Below are 20,675 nucleotides of genomic sequence, written 5' to 3'. Positions count from 1 at the left end.
CCCATTTGATTTTTTTTCAAATATAGTGTATGATACTACACGAAAGGAGTCGATCATCTTGTACTCGTATGAAGATCTATTTGCCCGCAGCATTCGGCTGATCGGCCTGGAATGTCAAGAACGCCTGCGCCAGTCTCGCGTTGCTGTCTTTGGAGCTGGAGGGGTCGGCAGCTTTGCGATAGAGGCCTTGTGCCGCGCTGGGGTGGGCAGCTTACTTCTGATTGATAAGGACGTGGTGGATCATACTAACATCAATCGCCAACTCCACGCTACAACCAAGACCATCGGTCAATCGAAGGTCGAATTGATGCGAGCGCGGGCGCTGGACATCAATCCGGAAATCAACGTCGAGACCCACGAGATGTTTTTTCTGAAACAAGAGGACGCTTTTGTTCTAGACTCAGGCTGTGACTATGTCATCGACGCCATCGATACGGTGACCGGTAAATTGACGCTCATCGAGTGCGCTAGGGAACGGGGTATTCCCATCATATGCAGTCTTGGCACTGGCAATAAATTGGACCCGACCCGCTTCCAGATTGCGGATATTTATCAGACCTCCGTATGCCCTCTGGCAAAAGTTATGCGGCGTGAGCTTCGAAAGCGGGGGATTCCAAAACTTGACGTCCTGTATTCCACTGAGCCGCCGCGAAGCCCACTCACCCCGCCGGGCAGCCTATCCTTTGTGCCACCTGTAGCTGGCATGATCCTTGCTGGATATGTGGTCCGCGCCCTAGCCGGATTGACACTGGCGTAAAGGAGAACATCGCTGCGATTCATGACATCAACTGTTGACCGCAGAGCCAAACTAAAAATTTGGCCTGCGCTCTTCGCGCTTATACGCTTCGGAATGGAGGATTGAAATGGCTGAAATTGGAGTTGTCACAAAGCTTGAGGGATCCATGGTCCGGGTTGAAATGCCGCGCCACGATGCCTGCAAGCACTGCAAGGCCTGTCTGACCTTTTCTTCCAAGGATACCATGGTTCTGCTGGCACAGAATGATTGCGGAGCCGTACCAGGGGATCAGGTGGAAATTACTTTGGAGGAATCTGGATTTTTATCCGCGACCCTGCTTCTATACGGAGTGCCTCTTGTAGTCTTTTTGCTCAGCATGTTGATTGCCAGTCAGCTACTCTCACAGGAAAGCGCGGTTTTTCTCATCTCTCTGCTCTTGCTAGCCATCACCTACGGCGTCCTGCACGTGATGACAAAAAAAATGAACCGCAGCCGGTACACTCCGAGAGCGGTCCGGATTCTGACCTCTGCCCAATAAACACCTACCTCCCTCCTCTGGCATATCCTAATAGGGAATCCATAGGCAACGGAGGTTATGCTATGATCTTAAAAATTCAAAACAACCGGGATCCGTCCCGGCAAAATTCCTGTACGCCCCTTCGCTTTTCCCCCTCTCCAAAACGATGTGTCCGCTCTTCCGGCTACGATGAGGATAATTGCGCACAACAGCTTGTTCGGATCGCCTCCGGACAATATGGACTTTGTTGGCCCGATGAGGTGTACCGCTCCCTGGCGGTGTACACCGGAGGGATGGGAATTGGCCAAATCTGCGGAGGCCTGCTAGGCGCGGCTGCGGTTTTTGGTCTTCTATGCGATGAGAAAACCGCAAGGCGGCTGTCACTTCTATTGTTTCAGCAATGTCAGGCTGAATTCGGCAGCCTCTCCTGCCCTCGCCTGCGCGCGCAGTTTTCAAGCTGCGATGACCTTATTCTCGACATCTTTCACAAGATGGACCGTCTGCTTCGCCACGAGGGCTTGTTCTATCACCGGTAATCGGTCTGCTGTATATCCTCCTTGGGGATGTCTTCGCACTGGTCACGAAGCATCTCCCTTTTTTTGATCTCCATTTTCTGTCGAGCCTGAGCCGCAAAACAGCGTTCTTTCCAGCTTTCAGCCTCTTCCCGCAGCTGTACATTGACTTCCTCCAAATCCTGATACTGCTGCAGAAGACGCTGCTGCTCCTCCTCCATCGCCCGAAGCTGAATGTAATATTCCTGATGCGGTTTCTGGCAGGGCCTCACCTGCTCCTGGTCTTCCAATACTAGACGGAGCTCTTCCCTGGGCCGTTCTAGAAATACACCGCAGGTATCAATTTCATGGAGAATCGCTAAAAGGGGCTGAGGGCTGACGACGCCATAAAAACGCTGGCCTTGCAGCCGGTCCTCTTCTCTGTGAACATAATAGATTAGCTGCGCACTCTGCGAGATTGTACACAGGCGGGAAGAGGAAAAATGGAGTCCTTCGTCGGACGACATGACCATCCGGATTCCCACAGATTCCTTCCAATGAATCCAAATCCGTCCATTGAAAAGGAACATGGCAGGTTCTAGCTTCGTCCCTGCCGACGCGAGAACTTGCCCTCGATCGGATTGCATGAAAGACAGATCCTCATCGTCTCGTCTCTGCGCGTACTGCAATCGGTGTTGACCATACTGATTGACCACGTATCCAACATGGACGGTCCCGTGGTCGGAGACACAAAAGGTGATGGACTCCGGCTCTGTAGGCACCTGCAACAGGCATCTTGTCCTCAGCCAGCGGTTTTCCCGTATGGCAAACGTGTGCAAAAAAATGGAGTACCCGCGCTCCACCTGTCCTACGGTTATCACATAGACACCGCCGCTTCCCAGTCCGACATCAAAGACACTCGTATCGCTTGGCAGCTGCGCTATGACTTGAGGCTCACTCTCAATGCCAGCTCCATGGATTTGCTGGCATACGATGTGGTAGCTATCCTCCTCTGCGTTAAACGCGCGATAAAATAAGTATACCTCCTTTTGGGCTACCATTCGCAGGCCTGTGATCCGATATTGGTTTTCACTGTCTTCCAGTATGATCTCTGTCTGAAAGCCTGTCTTCGTCTCTTTCATATGCAAAATCTGATTTCGCCGGTTCTTCAAGCAGATGTGGACCCTCCCTCCGTCATCCTTGGCGACGGCATATTCGTTCAGCGCATCGGGGGTAAGGCCTTTTGTTCGCACGGTTTGTCCGCTGTGGATCTGATAAAAGAGTCCACTCCGCGCGGCGTAGTCCACGTAATAAAAGTCGGTCCGTCCATTTCGCACCAGGTACCCCATAAAAAATCCTCCCCGTTGAATATCTTCGCTTCAAAGGTATATCTTTCCATATTCTGTATCCTATGAATCTTTTGGATTTTTTATGACTCCACGTTGGAACCCCCTCCTCCCATTCCACATAGACTATAGTACAAAAGGTAAGAGTTGGAGGTAATCCAAATGTCGAAATGCACAACCCTCTTTAACAAATCCAATGGCGGCCGCTTCATGACCCGTCCTCTTATGGACGGCACCTGTTGCCCGTCCTGTTCCCCGAATCCTGATCCCTGCGGCTGTAAAGACTCCTGCTGCAAGGAATCCTGTGGCTGCAATTCCTGCTGCAACAATACAATGAATACCAGCTGCAGCAAAGACCCTTGCGTCAACGCCCCCATCGGCCAGCCCCGCAACCTGACTGTCATGGCCCCTGTCGTGTTTGACGAATGCGGTATCAACCTTTGCAAAGTGTTTCAGCGGAATGTCTTTGCCAACCCGCAGATCAGCACCATCAATGTCAAAGTCATCGATATCGATTTCAACACTGGGTCTTGCGATCACGGTTCAAAAGTTGAGGTTCTGCGTTCTCGCCCGAACTGCAGCCGTATCAGCCTGTCCCACATTATGGTGAAATTAGCGGTACAGCTGTTGGACTGCTGCAATAACGTCTTGGAGAGCTTTGTTATCACCGAGGAATATCTTCCTCCCTGCGCTGAAGATGATAGCTTTGACGAAGACACGAATCCCTGCTGCGTCTGCCTGGAACTCTACACTCCCTACGGCCCGGCCTACCAGGGTCGCGGTGATGAGTTGGTTCCCAGCATCAACTTCATCGGGATGGAGGAGCCCTGCTCCTGCCCCGGCAACAATATGCTGCGCCAGGGAATCAGCGCACAGGCACTGGCCAAAGTCGTACGCCATGATAATGAGTGTGGCTTAGTCGCGCTGGGTCTGACACTGTATTTGAAATCTATCTATTTTGTTCAGTATCGCATTCCTCACAATGGGCTAGCTGTCCCGCCCAAATGCTCGCCTCTGAACACGGAAGAAGGAGATGCCTGCCGCGATTTCGTGGAAGGTGATCTGCTGGAACTGAACATCCAGCCGTTAGACGTCGCTCGCTCCACCACGGGAATCTCCGCAGCCTCCGAGCCCAGCACCTCATCGGATTGCGGCTGTGATTGTGGCTGCCGTTAATCCAATCCGGCCATAAAACCTTTGGTTCTTCAGATCTAGAAGAAAGGGCTATACAATCGGATTCTCCTTTTGTATAGCCCTTTTCCTTGTGATCCATACGATTTTATTGTTCTGTCCGGCTGTCTTCCTAAATCTCTTCCGGAAGCACCTTGTTCATTATCACGCCGGCGATGGCCGCAATGGCCAACCCCGAAATCGTGATGTCACCGTAAATCGGTAGATTGTCGATCCCGATTCCCATGACCAGAATCACAGCGGCGATCAACAAATTCCGGCTGTGAGAAAAGTCTAGCTTCGCGTTAATGAGGATTCGAAGGCCGACGCTGGCAATCATGCCAAAGAGCACGATGCTGATTCCGCCCATGACAGGCCCTGGGATGGTCCGAACGAAGGCGCCGAACTTGCCAAACATACTCAACACAATGGCAAAGACCGCTGCAATCCGAATGATGGAGGGATCATATACCTTAGTCACGGCCAGCACGCCCGTATTCTCACTGTAGGTAGTATTGGCCGGTGCTCCTATCAGACCTGCCACAATGGTCGCCAGCCCATCGCCCAGCATGGTGCGGTGGATGCCTGGATCCTGGAAGAAATCCTGGCCGACGACGGCGCCGTTGGTGGTAATATCGCCAATGTGTTCCACGAAGACAACCAGCGCAATGGGCGCGATGGCCAGAATCCCGCTCCAGGATATTTCGGGAGCCGCTTTCAGATACTGGATGCCCTCTGCGCTGAGGCCGATCCAAGGCGCCGCAGCGATCTCCGCCGTGTTCACCATGCCCATGGCCAACGCCAACAGATACCCCACGATGACAGAGATGAGAATCGGCACCAGCTGAAAGAAGCCCTTCGCAAAGATGGACACGATGATCATCGTAATCAACACCACCATGGCGACGATGGCCCCCTGCCAGTAGAACACCGATGCACCGTCAACGGTATGGAAGAATGCGTTTTCGATCGCAGAAGGGCTCAGCCGAAGCCCGATGACGATGATGATGGGCCCCGTGACAATGGGCGGAAACAAGCTGTGGACTCTCTGTACGCCAAATAGCTTAATCAACCCCGCCACCAGCACATAAATTAAACCGGCTGCGATAATGCCGGTTTTCACGGCCCCGATGCCTGACCCATCCAGCGTCAATGTAATAGCCGTAATAAAGGCAAAGCTGGATCCTAAAAAAACAGGTACCTTCCCCTTCGTCACTGCATGGAAGATCAGTGTTCCAATGCCCGCGCCCAAAATGGCAATCGAAGGATCCAGCCCTGTCAATAGGGGAACCAAAACCGTGGCCCCAAACATCGCCAATACATGCTGTAGACCCAGCACAACTTTCTTCCCCACGGAGAGCTGTGCTGTTAACTGCGTTCCTTTCTCCATTCCCTCTCATCCTCTCTGATACAATTTTCTTACCTATTTTACCAAATCAGCGAGGGTTTTACAAGAATAATTTACAGATTCCCCTTATTTTTTCGCAGGGCATCTAAAATTTCGAGAAAATATGATGGTAACCCCTGGTCAAACTCCATATACTGGCCGGTGATGGGGTGGACAAAGCCGAGGACTTTGGCGTGGAGAATCTGTCCCTCCAAAAGCTCACTCGAAACTCCACGGAGAAGCCGAGCTGCCTGCGGCGGTATGGACGCAGGCCCATATACCGGATCCCCCAGAAGGGGATGGCCGATGCTCTTCAAATGCACCCGGATCTGATGCGTCCGCCCAGTCTCCAGCTCAGCCTGCACATAGGTCAGCTCGCCGAAACGCTCCAGCACCTGGTAATGGGTCACCGCATGCCGGCCCTTCGGCGTAACAGCCATCTTTTTTCGGTCATGGCCGCTTCGCCCGATAGGCGCAGAGATTGTCCCCTCATCATCGCGGAAATTAAAATAGGCGATGGCGTGATACCGCCGCGTAATGGCATGTTCGGCTAAAAGCTCACTCATCTTCTGATGCGCCCGATCCGTCTTACAGACAACTAGCAAGCCCGACGTATCCTTGTCGATCCGGTGCACAATGCCCGGGCGCAGGACGCCATTGATGGCCGATAGATTTCCCTGAAAGTGATACATGAGGCCGTTGACCAGTGTCCCGCTGGCATGCCCGGCCGCCGGGTGAACCACCAGCCCCCGCGGCTTGTTGACGACGGCCAAGGATTCATCTTCATACACGATCTCCAGGTCCATGGGTTCAGGCTCTGCGCTGAGCATTTCCGGTTCCGGAATGCTCCAGCGGACCACGTCACCCGGCCGAATTCGATAGTTGGCTTTCTCCGGCTGGCTGTTGACAGTGATATGTCCTTTCTCCAAGAGGATTTGAACGCGGGAGCGGGAGCAGTCTTCACACAGAGCGCTGACGTATTGATCCAGCCTCTGTCCTCGCTGTTCCTCCCCTGCCACCGCTTCTTCCCATTGATCGATCACGTGGACTCCTCCTTCGGCTTGCCGTCCAACAGGTTTTTGTCAAATAGAAGGACGCAGGCGGCGGCGATGCATCCGATGACTACATAGCAATCCGCCACGTTGAAAACTGGAAAATCGATGAATTTGAAATACAGGAAATCCACAACGAATCCACGAAAGCAGCGGTCCACAAAATTTCCCAAGGCCCCCGCCAAAATCAGAGTGCAGCAAGTGCGCAGCAGCCAAAACCGCTTTGTGTTCGGGAGCCTGTGGTATAGATAGAGAATGACGGCCACTGTAATCACGGTGATGGGGATGAGCAGCCAAAACTTGCCTTGCATCATCCCGAAGGCGGCCCCCCGATTCTCTAAATATGAAAATTCAAAAACCCCCGGGATCAAAACAACGGGCCCCTCCACCCGCAGGATCGCATAAGCCCAGTATTTTGTCAGTTGGTCTGCGGCCACTAGGCAAACGACAGCCAACGCCAATTTCCAATATCGTCTCACATCCAACCCCCTCATTTCTAGCTGAATCGCTCAATCATCAGCTGAATTCGCCCGGATTTTGACCGGCCTTTTTCCTCAATACACTTGATGCGGCCCATGCCGCGCAGCGTGATCACATCGCCTTCCCGGACAGGCTCATCCCCAGCAGTGCAGTCTCTCCAATTCTTCTGGACCTTCCCCGCCGCTATCCAATTCGATGCGTCTCCTCTGGATATGGCGAAGCCCTTGCTGAGAAGCGCATCCAGGCGCAGAGAGGCGAGGCTGACCAATATACGCTTGCCCTCCGGCGCCTTCACAGCGATCCCCCTGTCCTGCACTGTGACCTTGACATCGGCGGCGCCCACAGACGTCACGCCCTCCTGTATGTAGGATGCCATATCCTCGCTGACAAACACAACGGCTCCCTGTTCCTGGAGGAGGATATCCCCCAGCTTCTCCCGCTTGATTCCCAGCCCCATCAGCGCCCCCAGATAATCTCGGTGTCCCGGCGCTTTCGTCAGAAATTGGGGCGCTTTCGGAGTGATCAAAAGCGCCTCAATGGGAAAATCTTCCGTCTGTACCTGCAAAAAAGAGGGATAGAACGATGCCATCCTTCTCTCGGCATCTTCATATCCCCCGTAAAACGTGACTTCCGTCGTCAGATGACGCTGCATATCGCGTAAAAGGCTCAGCTGATAGCCGTCCAGAAAATCTGAAAAAATCATGTACCCCGTTTGATCTGCGCGATCCGCCAGATCCTCCATACGGCTGATGAACCAGTTCCTCTCCTTGTCATCCATTCACCCGTTCCTCCACATCAGTCTGCGGGCAGGGATCAATCTTCACCGTTCCAGGGAAACACCAATCCGCCTTCGCTCTCCAGCGTCTCACGAAAATCGATATCCCCTGCGAAATCCACATTGTCCGGGGCGATCATAAAAATCTTGTCCGCAATCCGCTGAATATTTCCGTTGAGAGCGTAGCAACAGCCACAGAGAAAATCGGTGATCCGCTGGGCAATCGGCTGTTCGACAAACTCCAGATTGATGACCACCGGCTTATTATCCTTGATATGTTGCGATATCTCCTTGGCTTCATCGAAGGTTTCCGGGCTGGTCACCACGACCTCCATCTGGACATTGGCGTGTAGATTGACCACCTTTGAATTCTTTTGCCGGTAAGGTCGGATGTTGTCATACTCTTTCCGGTCTTCCTCATATCGAGTCCTGTTCGTCTCATAGTTCACCGTCTTCTTGGGAACCTCCTCCTCCACGTAGTCCTCATCCTCATATTCATCGTACTCGTCATATTCGCTGCTGAAGCCCAGGGCCCCCGCGATTTTGTCTACAAATTTGCTCATCTCTTACAACTCCCTCTCTGCATCTCTTATTTTTTCTGCCGGTGTCCAAACAAGCCCGTCCCGACTCGGACTATCGTCGCACCTTCCTCGACGGCAATTTCATAATCATTGGTCATTCCCATTGACAGAATCTGCATGTCTATATTATTCACTTTTTTTTGCCGAATGTCAATAAAAATTTCTCTCATCCGCCGAAAAATTTTTCGATTTTCTTCGGGATTTTCCACAAACGGCGCCACCGTCATAAGGCCTTCCACTCGTATATGTTGGAATCTTGCCAGATTTTGGAGCAACGCGTCCAAATCCTCCTCCAAAATACCATATTTCGATTCCTCCCGCGCCACGTTCAGTTCTAACAAAATTCTTGCGGTCAGTCCCTTTTTCTCTGCCTCCCTGTTGATCTCCTCCGCTAAACGGACACTATCCACGGAATGGATCAGACAGACTTTGTCCAAAACCTGGTGGACTTTGTTGCGCTGTAGATGGCCGATCATATGAAACTGCATCTTCTCGCCCATGACTTCCTTTTTGGAGAGGATTTCCTGCACTTTGTTCTCCCCAACCTGCCGGATGCCAAGTTGCCACGCCTGCTCCACCACGTCAGCGCCCAATGTCTTTGTGACCGGCAACAGCAGCACATCCTCTGGATTTCGCCCAGCCCTCGCAGCCGCTCTGGCAATGCTATCCCGTACACTCTCTAAATTGTTGCGTAATTCCTCCAGCTCCATGGCTACCTCCATTTGCCGCCTTAGCGGCCCTCGATTTCTCTCCGCTGTTCACATGTCCGCCTCACGGACTTTCCTATAGGACGAAAAATCTGGCCGCCATTAGCAGCCAGATTTGACGCCTCTGTGATCTATTTAAGACGCTGCCGGTTCGCTGTCCTCGGTCTCCCTCTGCTGCTGCTCCAACTCCGCCGCCTTATTATAATCCGACATGGCGGCTGGATACTCTTTGAGAATCTGATTCAGTTCGCCCCGGTTATAGTAAGCATCCGCGTACTCTGCATTTAGTTCAATCGATTTATTATAGTCCGCCATAGCTTCGTCATATCTCTCCAGTTTCACGTAGCAATTGCCTCGGTTGCAGTAAATCACTTCATTTTCCTGCAATCCCAGGGCCGATGTGTAATCATCCGCCGCCTTCTGATACTCCTCCAGCTTATTATAGGCAAAAGCGCGGTTGATATAGCTCTGGGCGTCGTCATTTTTCAATTCAATCGCCTTTGTATAGTCCGCTACAGCCTCCGCATACTTTTCCAGATTGAGCTGCACACCCCCCCGGCGGCTGTAGGCCTCCGCGCTATCTGGAACCATCTCGAGGTATTTTGTGTAATCCTCAAGTGCTTTAGCGTGCTCTTGCATCTGCTGGTATACCTGGGCCCGATTCCAAAAGGTAATGGGATCTGACCCATCCAGCCCGATCGCCTTCGTATAGTCCGCCGCTGCTTTGTCATAGTCTCCCATGCTATAATAGGTGACACCGCGGTTGTTATACACCACCGCGTTCGAACTATTCAGCTCGATAGACCGGTCATAATCGGCAATGGCTTCGGAGTAGGACTCCTGATCGTCATACAGCTTCGCTCTGCTGGAATAATACATGGCGTCCTCTTTTAACTCGATGGCCTTGTTATAATTCTTCAGCGCATCTTCATACTCCCCTTGAGTATACTGTATCAGTCCAAGGTTGTAATAGTATACGTCCATCTTATCGTTCAGCGCAATCGCCTGGATGAAATCCGCCTGCGCCTGATCATACTGTTCCAGCTCCATATAGGCGAGACCTCGATTGTTATACGCGGTATCCTTCTTCGCGTCCAGCTCTAATGCCGCCGTATAGGCCTTGATGGCGCCCTCATAGTCCTTATTCTCATACGCCTGATCCCCTTCCGTGATCAGATCGTTTACCTTCCCCACATTGGTGACGGTGCTGCAACCGGTCAGCCCCAACAGTAAAACTAACACCAGGATTGCTGCTTTTTTCATCGTATCCTCCTATTCCGAAGCCATAGCCTCCTATATCAAACTATCGATTACTCTGCGCTCTTGCTCGGTATCAGGATGCGATCGTAAAGATCGACCCCCTCGATAATCGAGTAACCATTGGACTGGTACAGCCGAGTAATCCTGTGGAACGACTCGTACCCCCCGTTGATAACATACACGCCCTCCACATCCTCAAAATTCGATATGGTGGTGGTCTCCTGGGATCCCTCCATCCGCAGCACGTCGCCGGAATGGAGGCTCTCTGGAAGCTGCACATAGCAGGTTTGCGATTCCGAATCTTTCCATGAAACCGTCACCGGCACAAAGACCGGATCCCCCTCCCCCTGCTGCTTTAAAACTCCCGTCTCCGTTCCGCTGGTAAAAAGATAGGACTGGGGGAGCACACAGAAGGTCTCCGTTACAACACAGGCATCCGGAATCTTGATCCCCTTATAATCATCCACTATAAATTTCAGTGAGACAATCCGGTCAGTGAGATAGTCCTGTACATGAGATCCCATCTTCAGCGTCAGCTTGTACTGATCCGCATCATACTGTTCCAGCGCGACAATACTGCCTCGCAGCCGGTCCTCGCCATTATAATAGAATGTAACGCTCTTTTTCTCCGAAAAAAACTCGGCTATCTCCGCAGGCACAAAGACTGTAATATACCAATCTTGGGAGGAAATCAACCGGTACAGCGGCGCATCCTGCTCCACCTTTTGGAGGTTGATATTCAGATACTCGTATTTGCCATCATAAGTTTTTACAAAATCTGACTCAATCTGCTCCGGCGTCCATCCCTCAAAGCCATCATAGGAATACTCGATAATTCCGGCTTCGCTGAGATACAGAGAACTCTTGCTCTCCTGCTGCTGCGATTGTATGACTCCCTGCTCCCGCTGCAACGCATTGATCCGCTTATTTTGTAACAGAGCATACAGATCCTTGCGCCTGGCGACTGCGGTCTCCAACGACTCTTTCACATCGTACACCTGAGAAAAATTGCGGTCATCCTTTTCGCGCAGATACTGCGCCACTGCCGACGCGATATCCAAATCCGCCTGTTTGAACTCGTCTAAGTACTCCTCGCTGCCCTTGATGCCGTCCATCTCCCGATAGATGTCCTCGAGCTTTTCATTCAGCAGATCGCCATAGTAATCATCTTGAATGGAACACACTAGCGTAGACTTGGGCAGGGTCTGCCGCCCTGGATAATAGTATTCTACGACTCCATCCGTCCCAGCGCGGAATAATTGCTCCTCCCGCGTGACCACGCCGTCCAGGGAAAAGCTCTGCTCAATCTCCCCATTTTTGGCAACGACATAGCTGAACTTTTCATTTTTGAGAAAGAGAATAAATTGTGCTGCAATATAGATAAAAATAAATACGGCAACGACTGTCGTCAGCCGTATGCGCCGGTGTTTTTTTCGAGGTGGGAGACTCCTGGCAGTGCGGCCGCCGGGCGATCCCTTTTCATTAGACAAACATCGATCATCCTTCCCTGAATCAATGGTTGTATTGTAACACAACTTGTCCCAAGTTTCAACCGGGCGAATAAAAAAGTTCTTTGGCTTAGCGAACCTGGCTTTTATTATAATATCGAAATGTTACAGGTTCATTTCGTTTTTTTATCAATTTCAATCATAAGAAAATTGTAAGAAATGGGGGCGCTGATGTTCATAACACCCATGTCAGCCTGTGTATCGTATTTCCTGGCGGTAAAGACCCGGCAGGAGACTTGTTATTTAAAGCTGCGCATGGTATAATAATTTTTAGAAATGAAACCAAAGTGAGGTGAGCAGGCATGACATGGGAACGCCTTTTACAGAAGAAAGAACAATTCCAACAGATACGGGGACACATTCCGAAAGAAGCTCTGGAAAGTTTTGATAGAAGTTTTGATATCGAGTATGCCCATAATTCCACAGCCATCGAGGGCAATACGCTGACATTGATTCAGGCGAAAGCGATCCTGGAGGATGGCCTCTCCGTTGGCGGGAAAACGCTTCGGGAGATCTACGAAGTGGCAAATCACGCGAAAGCCTTCTCCTATGTGAAGAAGCGCGTAGCGGAAGGCCTGCCACTTGACGAGGCGGCCACAAAGGATATCCACGCACTGCTCATGGAAAATATACTGATCGGCGGAATCTATCGGAGTGTGGAGGTTCGTATTTCCGGTGCGGGTTTCAAGCCGCCTGCACCCACTGAAATGTACCGACAGATCAAAAATTTTTTTGCGAATTTGCCGCACCGGACAGACGTAAATACCATTGAGCTGGCTGCGTGGACGCACGCGGAGTTTGTGAAAATCCATCCCTTTGTGGACGGCAATGGGCGCACCTCCCGTATGCTAATGAACTACCAGCTCATGGCCGGAGGCTTCCTGCCCGTATCCGTCGCCAAGGAGGATCGGCTGGAATACTTTGAGGCGCTGGAAGCATACGCTGTGGGCGGTGACCTTATCCCCTTTGCGGAAATGGTTGCCGCATTGGAAGAAACGCGTCTGGACGAATACCTTGCCATGGGACAGGAGCCGGATATAGAGGAAGATTCCCCGATGCAGACCATGTAACGAAAAGTCAACAGACCGCAGAAAAATTCCTGCGGTCTTTCTTTACGCCTGCCATCAAGGTCGTATCTGCCGTTTGCGTCCCGCGGACTTTCCTCGCTATCCCCGGCCGACTAGGATTTCACTTTGACCGTTAAAGATGTAAAAGGGATACGTCTCCCCCAGGAATACATCCGCGCCCTCCTGTAAATAGTAGCTCCCCAGATTGGCCCCTGTCTCCGCAAACAGAATCACCTTTGTGTTATGCGTCCGGCAGACCTCCAGGATGGAATCGATGGTCTGCGTTGTAATGGTCATACCTGTCACAATGGCCAGATCTGCATCCTCCAAAAGAGGCAGCGTTCGATCCCCATGGTAGATCTCCACATCGTGAAACATCTTTGTCCCGATGATGGTTTCGTCATAGTCGGTTCCAACAATATTGCTCCGCTGATCATGGAAGCATTTCAAAATATCGCCCACCACACCTACATTGAGGATCCGCTTATTTTTAAGATTTCCCAGCAGCCGCGTCGCCTCCCGAAGGATCAGGTTCGTTCGCCAGCTCAGCTTTTCGTAGGAAGAACCAACCGCCCTCTCCACCGTTTGATTGGCAACCGGAAAGAAATATCCATACAGGGAATCCAACATGGACACCCGCAGAGCCACGTCGGAGACCGGCTGTTCCAGGCAGTCCTTTCCAACGTATTGAAGCAAATCCTTCCGGTCATAGTCGTATCGCAGACTGTAGGCACAGCCCTGTCCCACAGTCTGCGTCACAATGAATTTATAATCAAAGATACGCCCATTATGATCGGGATTATAAAAACAATCCGTGCTCCACAGCCCTCGCACGATTCGCTGCTGCGGCTGTGAGATTTCTAACACTCGCTCCTGTATGGCATCAATGGAATTCAACTTGCTCTCCTCCTATTAACATAATTTGACTTGGCCGGTCATGGGAAATAAAATCCAGGAGGCTCATGGAATATCCATAGGCGCCTGCATTCTCAAAGGCCAGTATATCTCCGATTTCCACAGCCGGCAAGGTGATCCCCTTATAATATTCATCGATTGGAGTACATAGATTGCCGACCACGGTAATCTGCTCCGTCTCATTCCGCACCGTCATCTGCCGGATGGCGTGATAGTCGTGGGTAAACATGGGGCGGAAAAAGGAATTCATGCCCGCATTGAGAATGACGTAGGTTTCACCGAAGGATTCCTTTTTGTCCACAACCTCCGCAACAAATAAACCGCAATCCCCCACGAAATATCGCCCCAGCTCCAAATTGCACCGAACCCCCCGCGACAGCAATTCTTGGATGGCCGGCAAGGAATGAATCCGCTCCGCCACACTCTCCAGCGCCAGATCCCTTTCTTCCTCTGCGTAAGGGATTCCAAACCCTCCGCCAAAATTAACAAAGGTCAGCGGCAGATCCTTCGCCATCTCCAGCGCGTACGTGGCAATGGTGTTGAAATTGTTGAATAAGATTTCCTCCTCCAATATCTGACTGCCAAAATATACGTGGATCCCTTGAATCCGCAGATGCTTGTACTCATGAAAGCGCTCTCTATTTTTCTCATAAGTCTGGGGATCAATGCCAAATTTGCTGGCATGGCCACCCATAATCTCTTTTTTACTCTTTAAAATGTGGGGATTCGGGAGATTCAGTCGCATTCCCACGGACAATGCCCTGTTCTGTTCTTCGGCTATGGCATTGAGCATATCCAGCTCATGAATGGAGTCGGCAATCAAGGTTCCCGCCTCCATCGCTGACAGAATATCTCGCCTTGTCTTTCCCGGAGATGAATAGTAGATATCTTCACTCCGAAAGCCCAGCCCTTTTGCTAACAGCACCTCGTTCCCTGAGGCGGCATCGATTCCAACGCCTGCTTCTCTCATTATATTCAAGATCTTATCATAAGGATTCGCTTTTACCGAATATAAGAGGGAAAATTTCGGAAATGCCTTCTGAACTCTGGCGATCCTCTGGGCAATACTATCGCCGTCGTATATATATAAAGGCGGCTCCATCGCCTCGAGACAGCCTGCGATTGTACTATTGTTCAACATGCTTTCTTCACCTCGTTTTATGATTTGCAGTGCATATAGTGTTCTGCTTCATCCCATTTGACAGTAAATCCAGCGCCCTTGGCACAAAAAACAGAGTCCGACGTATTGTCACGGTCTCTCCTTCTGTCATACCCGATTCTTGCCACCACCTCATCTGGATTGTGACAAGGCTCATACCCGGCGGGTGTGAGGGATAGACGCCCTTTCCCTTTTGTCAGCGATTCGAATTCCTGCGGATACCGCATCAGTTCCCGAGCTGGCCCTTTCCCCGTAATCAGAACGCGATCCTGTAGAATCTGGGGGGCATCGCTGACGGCCGCCATTCTCTGCATGTCTGAGACGAGCCGGCCTGTCATGGAGGCCTCCGCCTCCAAAGTGAAATGATAATAGGGCTCCAGAATCTGGCTCTTCGCCTTCTCTAAGCCTTGCCGTATCGCCCGGTAGGTGGCCTCGCGAAAATCTCCGCCCTCCGTGTGCTTTTCATGCGCTCTTCCCGTGATCAAGGCAATCTCTACGTCCGTAAGGGGCGCGCCCAGCAGCACTCCCTTGTGTTCCTTCTCCAACACATGGGTTCGGATCAGATTTTGGTACTGGCTCTCCAACACATCCACAGAACAGCGGCTAACAAAGTGGATTCCGCTGCCCCGCGCCGCCGGCGATATGGCAACATGGACTTCCGCATAGTGTCGAAGCGGCTCGAAATGTCCATAGCCCATCACCGGCTCGGCGACGGTCTCCATGTAGAGAACCTCACAGTCTCCAAAATCCACCGCCAGTCCAAACCGATTGGACAACACCTGCCGCAGCACATCCAACTGTATGACACCCATGACGCGAACCTGCATCTGGGAGAGCGCCTCCTCCCACCGCACTGAAAGAAGTGGGTCCTCCTCCTCCAGAATTCGGAGGCACTGGAGCACATGGCGATGGGGGATAGCGGCATCGTACAGGACCCTGGCGGATAAAAGGGGGCGTGTTTCGTATTCTGTGTGATAGCATTTCGCGCCTATCCCATCGCCTGGGCGGACCAGATCCAGCCCTGTCACCGCACACACATCGCCGGCGTGGGCGCTGGCAACCGCTTCATACCGGTTGCCATTATTCATCCAAAGCTCCTGCACCTTGGCAGATTGGAATGCGCCGTCCTTCTCTGATACCGCGATCTCATCCCGTGGCCGGAGGGAGCCCTCTTTGATTTTGATAAAGGCTAACCGCTTTCCTTGACGGTCCCGCCGGATCTTGTAGACGATCCCCGAAAAGGGCTGTTCCATAAGACAAGGATCCTCCTGCGCTGTGATCCGGCAGACGACGGCAAGGAATTCCTCAATCCCCTGGTCCAGCAGCGCAGCGCCGCTGAAAGCGGGAAAGACTTTTCGCTGGCGCACCAAGTCCCCCAGGGCATCCATCCATTGACTTTCCTGCTGCGGATCATAGCCCTGTTCCAAATACCGCTCCAACAGACCGTCGTCAAAATCGGCCAGCTCCTGCGCCAGCGCATCGGTAAAGCCCGCTAGAAGTCGATTCTCTGTAATGTTCCACACCGCTTCGGATAAGGTTTTGAGTTCCCGGAGAACCTTGCCCACATCCGCCCCCACCCGGTCCGTCTTATTGATAAAAATCAATACGGGGATATGCAATCGCTGTAGTAAATGCCAAATCGTTTCCGTATGCCCCTGTACGCCCTCGACTGCGCTGACCAGCAGGACCGCATAGTCCAAAATCTGCGCCGCCCGCTCCATCTCCGATGAAAAATCCACATGTCCAGGCGTATCGATCAACGTGAACTGCTGGCCTGCGTAGGAGAACATTGCCTGATCGGAAAAAACCGTGATCCCCCTCGCCCTCTCGATCGGATCCTGATCGAGGAACGCGTCCTGATGATCAACCCGCCCTCTCTTTCGCAGCGTCCCTCCATGGTACAGGATCTGTTCCGAGAGCGTTGTCTTCCCTGCGTCAACATGGGCCAGAATGCCGATGGTCTTTCTCATCTCACACCCCTCATCTCAAAAAAAGCTGGAGCATCCACCGTTTCCAGGCCGTATACGGGTGATAGCGGAGGGGAACATCCAGATGCCGGCTCTTTTCCATAACGCCCTTATAATGGGTAAAGGTATCAAAGCTTTTCTTCCCATGGTAGGCTCCCATACCGCTCATGCCGACGCCGCCAAAGCCCATATGGGATGTGGCTAAGTGCAAGATCGTGTCATTGATGCAGCCGCCTCCAAAGGAAATCTGGCTCAGCACCCGCTTCTTCGCGGAATCCGATTCCGTAAACAGATAGAGGGCCAAGGGCTTCTCCCTTCGCTTGATAAAGCGAATCGCACTTTCTAGGGAGTGGTAGGGGATCACCGGCAACAGCGGCCCAAAGATCTCTTCCCTCATGATGGATGAATTTCCGTTGACGTGGGTGATCACCGTGGGCGCAATCTGAAGCGTCTCTCTCCGGCGCTGCCCTCCGATGGCGGTCTTTCCTTCTCTCATAAGCCCGCAGAGCCGGTCGTAGTGTTTTTCATTGATAATACGGGGATACTCCTCCCTGTCCAGTGGACAGGGGCCAAAAAACTTGTGGATATATCGCGCCATCCCATCCAGCAATTCCCCCATGCGATCCTCCTGAACCAGAACATAGTCCGGGGCAACGCAGGTCTGTCCACAATTGAGAAATTTCCCAAAGACGATTCGTTTGGCCGCTCGCTTGATATCAGCAGTCCGGTCCACAATGCAGGGACTCTTCCCCCCAAGTTCCAGCGTCACCGGCGTCACATACCTGGCGGCCTTTTCCAGCACGACCTTTCCAACTTCCGTCCCACCAGTAAAGAAGATATAGTCAAACCGCTGCTCCAGAAGAGTTTGATTTTCCTCCCGCCCTCCCTGGACCACAGCGACATACCCTTCTGGGAAACAATCCCCCAGCAGAGACGCCACGAGATTCGAAACAGCTGGCGCATAGGCGGAGGGTTTGATGACACAGCAGTTGCCCGCCGCCAGCGCCCCAATCAGCGGCATGAGGCAGAGTTGGAATGGATAATTCCAGGGCGCCATGAGTAGGACAACCCCATACGGCTCCGTTAGAACACGATTTTTAGCCGGAAATTGGGCCATGGAGACTGGAGCTTTCTGGCAGGTCATCCAGCGCTTTAGATTCCGGCAGGTCACCCGGATCTCATCGAGGACAATACCGATCTCCGTCATATAGCTTTCCACGCCCGCTTTCCCCAGATCCTGCCATAGAGCCTCCTCAATCTGCTTTCTATTTTTAATGATCGCATCATGCAATCGTGTTAAGGCACTTTTTCGGAACGCATATGGCCGCGTGATCCCGGATTCAAAATACCGGCGCTGTTTTTGCAGTAAAGCTTCGATTGTCATAGGCTTGCCTTCCCTCCTTTATCTCAAGATCTCCAACAGAACCTCCACCATGCGGTCCATGGATTGTATACATACGTATTCAAACCGGCCATGTCCATTGTGGGCGCCAGTGGAGAGATTGGGACACGGCAGCCCCATAAAGGACAACCTGGCCCCGTCGGTTCCCCCTCGTATAGGCTGAATCTTGGGCGTCACCCCCACAGCCAGCATCGCCTTCTCAGCCCTCTCCACGATCTCCATATGGGATGCAATCTGATCTTTCATGTTGTAATAGGAGTCCTCCAGCGCAAGCTCCACCGTCCCCTCCCCATAGCGTTCGTTCAGATAGGCGGCGATCTTTTCAAAACGGCCTTTTTTCTTGGCAAAGGCTGTACGGTCGTGATCCCGGATGATGTATTGCAGGATGGTTTTCTCCTCATCGCCTTCCATGTGCCGCAGATGGGAAAATCCTTCATATCCCTCGGTAAAGGCAGGATTTTCAAAGACAGGAAGCATCGCGTGAAACTCCATGCCAATCAGCAGGGAATTCTTCATCTTCCCCTTGGCGCTGCCGGGGTGGATATTTTGCCCGTGGATCGTCACCCGCGCCGACGCCGCGTTGAAGTTCTCATATTCCAGATCTCCCAACTGCCCGCCGTCTACTGTATAGGCATAGGCGGCGCCGAACGCCTGCACATCAAACCGGTCAGCGCCGCGTCCGATCTCCTCATCCGGGGTGAATCCTATGCAAATCTTCCCGTGGGGCCTTTTTTCATCAAGAATGATAGCGGCCGCCGTCAGGATCTCTGCGATGCCTGCCTTGTCATCCCCGCCCAATAGGGTCGTTCCGTCTGTCACAATTAAATCTTGTCCAACATACTGTGTGAGACTTTCAAACTCAGCCGGACTCATTATAATGCCGCGCTCTTTGTTCAAAAGAATGTCGCCGCCGTCGTACTGTGAAATGATCTGCGGCCGGATATGATCTCCACTGGCGGCATCCGATGTGTCCATATGCGCAATCAAGCCAATGGCTGGCTCCTCTTCCCGGCCCGGTGTCGCAGGAATGGTCGCGTACACGTATCCATTCTCATCGATCCTCGCCGTATCCATTCCCATCCCCCTCATCTCCTGAACCAAAGCCTGGCCAAAAACCCGCTGGCCCTGGGTACTTGGGCATTCCTCACACCTCTCGTCGGATGTGGTGGGATACTGTACATAGTGCAAAAACCGTTCATGCACCCGCATACGGCGATTCCTCCTTTGTCTGTCCTTCTTTTATAATCTGTTCCTTCATCTCGTCTTCAAAGCGCCCTGCCTTCAGCATTTCAATTTCCCTGGCATAGGGCGCGTAGGAGACCGCCTTGGCATCAGGATCTGGGATATATGGCGTTTCCAAAATTTTTGGAATGTTTTCAAAGTCGGGATGGAGCGTGATGGCCCGCAGCGCCTGATATCCGATATAGCCAAATCCAATGTTCTCGTGGCGATCCTTGGCTGCCCCGCGCTGGTTTTTGCTGTCGTTGATATGAAATACAGCAATCTGCTCTTTCCCCAGTCGCCGGTCAAAATCCTCCATCACACCCTCAAAATCATTCACGATGTCATACCCCGCGTCATGGGTGTGACAGGTATCGAAGCAAACTCTCAGCTTTTCGTTGAACTGGACTCGCTCATAGATCTGCGCCAGTTCTTCAAAGCTCCTGCCGACTTCGCTGCCCTTTCCCGCCATGGTTTCCAGGGCGATATAGACCTCCGTATCCCGAGTCAACACCTCGTTCAGGCCCTTGGCGATCTGTTCGATCCCTCTCGCGGCCCCTTCGCCCACATGGGAGCCCGGGTGTAGAACTAGAATCTGGCTCCGCAGCGCTTGTGTTCGCTCCATTTCCTTAGCCAAAAATTCCACCGCCAGCTGGAAGATCTCCGGCTTAACCGAATTTCCGAGATTTATAATATAGGGCGCATGGATGACAATCTCCGCAATGCCATGTTCCTGCATATAGTCCCAGCCCGCCTCGATGTTCAGATCTTTGATCTCTTTCCGGCGGGTATTCTGTGGCGCTCCTGTGTAGATCATAAAGGTATTGGCACCATAGGAGACCGCTTCCTTTGCCGACCCCAACAACATATCCCGTCCGCTCATCCCCACATGGGATCCGAGCAATATACGTTTTGCTTCCATCGATTCCTTCAT

At 52.1% G+C, this 20,675-nt stretch carries 20 protein-coding genes; 5 read left to right on the top strand and 15 right to left on the bottom strand.

What is annotated here, in order from left to right; all coding sequences use genetic code 11:
- Positions 1-58 precede the first annotated feature (58 nt).
- From H8730_RS05420 to H8730_RS05410, 3 genes are all read left to right on the top strand, one after another.
- Complete coding sequence (locus tag H8730_RS05420) at positions 59-757, top strand: tRNA threonylcarbamoyladenosine dehydratase (RefSeq protein WP_177713980.1); 699 nt, start codon at positions 59-61, stop codon at positions 755-757.
- Between the two features lie 106 nt (positions 758-863).
- Positions 864-1,274 carry a SoxR reducing system RseC family protein gene (locus H8730_RS05415; RefSeq protein WP_177713981.1) on the top strand — a complete coding sequence of 137 codons (411 nt, stop codon included), beginning with the start codon at positions 864-866 and terminating at the stop codon, positions 1,272-1,274.
- 62 nt (positions 1,275-1,336) lie between these two features.
- The gene (locus H8730_RS05410; RefSeq protein WP_249289547.1) at positions 1,337-1,789 is read left to right on the top strand and encodes a C-GCAxxG-C-C family protein; all 453 of its coding nucleotides are present in this window, start codon (positions 1,337-1,339) and stop codon (positions 1,787-1,789) included.
- On the opposite strand, the gene H8730_RS05405 is transcribed toward H8730_RS05410, so the two are convergent.
- Positions 1,780-3,093 carry a hypothetical protein gene (locus H8730_RS05405; RefSeq protein WP_177713983.1) on the bottom strand — a complete coding sequence of 438 codons (1,314 nt, stop codon included), beginning with the start codon at positions 3,091-3,093 and terminating at the stop codon, positions 1,780-1,782. The genes H8730_RS05410 and H8730_RS05405 overlap by 10 nt on opposite strands.
- A 159-nt stretch (positions 3,094-3,252) precedes the next feature.
- Here H8730_RS05405 and H8730_RS05400 point away from each other — a divergent pair, with 159 nt between their 5' ends.
- Positions 3,253-4,266: a hypothetical protein gene (locus tag H8730_RS05400; protein WP_177713984.1), complete on the top strand. Its 1,014-nt coding sequence runs from the start codon at positions 3,253-3,255 to the stop codon at positions 4,264-4,266.
- Between the two features lie 127 nt (positions 4,267-4,393).
- Here H8730_RS05400 and H8730_RS05395 read toward each other — a convergent pair whose 3' ends face one another.
- The 8 genes from H8730_RS05395 to H8730_RS05360 form a co-directional block, all read right to left on the bottom strand.
- On the bottom strand, positions 4,394-5,650 hold the full coding sequence (locus H8730_RS05395; protein WP_177713985.1) for a uracil-xanthine permease family protein: 1,257 nt from the start codon (positions 5,648-5,650) through the stop codon (positions 4,394-4,396).
- Positions 5,651-5,721: 71 nt separating this feature from the next.
- Positions 5,722-6,690 (bottom strand): RluA family pseudouridine synthase, encoded by a 969-nt coding sequence (locus H8730_RS05390; protein ID WP_346726556.1) that lies wholly within the window; start codon positions 6,688-6,690, stop codon positions 5,722-5,724.
- Positions 6,687-7,178 (bottom strand): signal peptidase II, encoded by a 492-nt coding sequence (gene lspA, locus H8730_RS05385; protein WP_249289545.1) that lies wholly within the window; start codon positions 7,176-7,178, stop codon positions 6,687-6,689. The genes H8730_RS05390 and lspA overlap by 4 nt, the downstream gene beginning before the upstream one ends.
- 17 nt (positions 7,179-7,195) lie before the next feature.
- Positions 7,196-7,957: a YlmH family RNA-binding protein gene (locus H8730_RS05380; RefSeq protein WP_177713987.1), complete on the bottom strand. Its 762-nt coding sequence runs from the start codon at positions 7,955-7,957 to the stop codon at positions 7,196-7,198.
- Between the two features lie 35 nt (positions 7,958-7,992).
- Positions 7,993-8,517 (bottom strand): cell division protein SepF, encoded by a 525-nt coding sequence (locus tag H8730_RS05375; RefSeq protein WP_177713988.1) that lies wholly within the window; start codon positions 8,515-8,517, stop codon positions 7,993-7,995.
- Positions 8,518-8,543: 26 nt separating this feature from the next.
- Positions 8,544-9,245, bottom strand: a complete 702-nt coding sequence (locus H8730_RS05370; RefSeq protein ID WP_177713989.1) for a YggS family pyridoxal phosphate-dependent enzyme — start codon at positions 9,243-9,245, stop codon at positions 8,544-8,546.
- 132 nt (positions 9,246-9,377) lie between these two features.
- The gene (locus H8730_RS05365; RefSeq protein ID WP_177713990.1) at positions 9,378-10,505 is read right to left on the bottom strand and encodes a tetratricopeptide repeat protein; all 1,128 of its coding nucleotides are present in this window, start codon (positions 10,503-10,505) and stop codon (positions 9,378-9,380) included.
- A gap of 47 nt (positions 10,506-10,552) precedes the next feature.
- Positions 10,553-11,992, bottom strand: a complete 1,440-nt coding sequence (locus H8730_RS05360; protein ID WP_177713991.1) for a biotin/lipoyl attachment domain-containing protein — start codon at positions 11,990-11,992, stop codon at positions 10,553-10,555.
- Between the two features lie 320 nt (positions 11,993-12,312).
- On the opposite strand from H8730_RS05360, the gene H8730_RS05355 reads away from it, so the two are divergent.
- On the top strand, positions 12,313-13,080 hold the full coding sequence (locus H8730_RS05355; protein ID WP_177713992.1) for a Fic family protein: 768 nt from the start codon (positions 12,313-12,315) through the stop codon (positions 13,078-13,080).
- 96 nt (positions 13,081-13,176) lie between these two features.
- Here the strand turns inward: H8730_RS05355 and H8730_RS05350 are convergent, their stop codons facing one another.
- The 6 genes from H8730_RS05350 to H8730_RS05325 are packed head-to-tail and all read right to left on the bottom strand — an operon-like array spanning position 13,177 to position 20,663.
- Positions 13,177-13,974, bottom strand: coding sequence for a Rossmann-like domain-containing protein (locus tag H8730_RS05350; RefSeq protein ID WP_177713993.1), 798 nt, complete (start codon positions 13,972-13,974; stop codon positions 13,177-13,179).
- Positions 13,961-15,133, bottom strand: coding sequence for a type III PLP-dependent enzyme domain-containing protein (locus tag H8730_RS05345; protein WP_177713994.1), 1,173 nt, complete (start codon positions 15,131-15,133; stop codon positions 13,961-13,963). Before H8730_RS05345 ends, H8730_RS05350 begins: the two co-directional genes overlap by 14 nt.
- 17 nt (positions 15,134-15,150) lie before the next feature.
- Entirely contained in the window at positions 15,151-17,121 is a 1,971-nt protein-coding gene (locus H8730_RS05340) for an elongation factor G (protein ID WP_177713995.1), read from the bottom strand.
- Positions 17,122-17,131: 10 nt separating this feature from the next.
- Positions 17,132-18,502: an aldehyde dehydrogenase gene (locus H8730_RS05335; RefSeq protein ID WP_177713996.1), complete on the bottom strand. Its 1,371-nt coding sequence runs from the start codon at positions 18,500-18,502 to the stop codon at positions 17,132-17,134.
- 18 nt (positions 18,503-18,520) lie between these two features.
- Positions 18,521-19,729 (bottom strand): peptidase T, encoded by a 1,209-nt coding sequence (pepT, locus tag H8730_RS05330; RefSeq protein WP_177713997.1) that lies wholly within the window; start codon positions 19,727-19,729, stop codon positions 18,521-18,523.
- Positions 19,716-20,663, bottom strand: a complete 948-nt coding sequence (locus tag H8730_RS05325) for a deoxyribonuclease IV (RefSeq protein WP_249289543.1) — start codon at positions 20,661-20,663, stop codon at positions 19,716-19,718. The genes pepT and H8730_RS05325 overlap by 14 nt, the downstream gene beginning before the upstream one ends.
- Positions 20,664-20,675: the final 12 nt, after the last annotated feature.

Origin of the sequence: Bianquea renquensis (assembly GCF_014384895.1) — a bacterium.
In the GTDB taxonomy this organism is placed as follows: Bacteria; Bacillota; Clostridia; order Lachnospirales; family Bianqueaceae; genus Bianquea; species Bianquea renquensis.
The sequence above is the reverse complement of the archived record's forward strand: the minus strand, read 5'-3'. Positions and strand labels throughout refer to the sequence as shown.

Excerpts from the sequence above, each read along its gene's own strand:
- H8730_RS05415 (WP_177713981.1), top strand. The coding sequence starts at position 864 with ATGGCTGAAATTGGAGTTGTCACAAAGCTTGAGGGATCCATGGTCCGG.
- H8730_RS05410 (WP_249289547.1), top strand. The coding sequence starts at position 1,337 with ATGATCTTAAAAATTCAAAACAACCGGGATCCGTCCCGGCAAAATTCC.
- H8730_RS05405 (WP_177713983.1), bottom strand. The coding sequence starts at position 3,093 with ATGGGGTACCTGGTGCGAAATGGACGGACCGACTTTTATTACGTGGAC.
- H8730_RS05400 (WP_177713984.1), top strand. The coding sequence starts at position 3,253 with ATGTCGAAATGCACAACCCTCTTTAACAAATCCAATGGCGGCCGCTTC.
- H8730_RS05395 (WP_177713985.1), bottom strand. The coding sequence starts at position 5,650 with ATGGAGAAAGGAACGCAGTTAACAGCACAGCTCTCCGTGGGGAAGAAA.
- H8730_RS05380 (WP_177713987.1), bottom strand. The coding sequence starts at position 7,957 with ATGGATGACAAGGAGAGGAACTGGTTCATCAGCCGTATGGAGGATCTG.
- H8730_RS05375 (WP_177713988.1), bottom strand. The coding sequence starts at position 8,517 with ATGAGCAAATTTGTAGACAAAATCGCGGGGGCCCTGGGCTTCAGCAGC.
- H8730_RS05370 (WP_177713989.1), bottom strand. The coding sequence starts at position 9,245 with ATGGAGCTGGAGGAATTACGCAACAATTTAGAGAGTGTACGGGATAGC.
- H8730_RS05365 (WP_177713990.1), bottom strand. The coding sequence starts at position 10,505 with ATGAAAAAAGCAGCAATCCTGGTGTTAGTTTTACTGTTGGGGCTGACC.
- H8730_RS05355 (WP_177713992.1), top strand. The coding sequence starts at position 12,313 with ATGACATGGGAACGCCTTTTACAGAAGAAAGAACAATTCCAACAGATA.
- H8730_RS05345 (WP_177713994.1), bottom strand. The coding sequence starts at position 15,133 with ATGTTGAACAATAGTACAATCGCAGGCTGTCTCGAGGCGATGGAGCCG.
- H8730_RS05340 (WP_177713995.1), bottom strand. The coding sequence starts at position 17,121 with ATGAGAAAGACCATCGGCATTCTGGCCCATGTTGACGCAGGGAAGACA.
- H8730_RS05335 (WP_177713996.1), bottom strand. The coding sequence starts at position 18,502 with ATGACAATCGAAGCTTTACTGCAAAAACAGCGCCGGTATTTTGAATCC.
- pepT (WP_177713997.1), bottom strand. The coding sequence starts at position 19,729 with ATGCGGGTGCATGAACGGTTTTTGCACTATGTACAGTATCCCACCACA.
- H8730_RS05325 (WP_249289543.1), bottom strand. The coding sequence starts at position 20,663 with ATGGAAGCAAAACGTATATTGCTCGGATCCCATGTGGGGATGAGCGGA.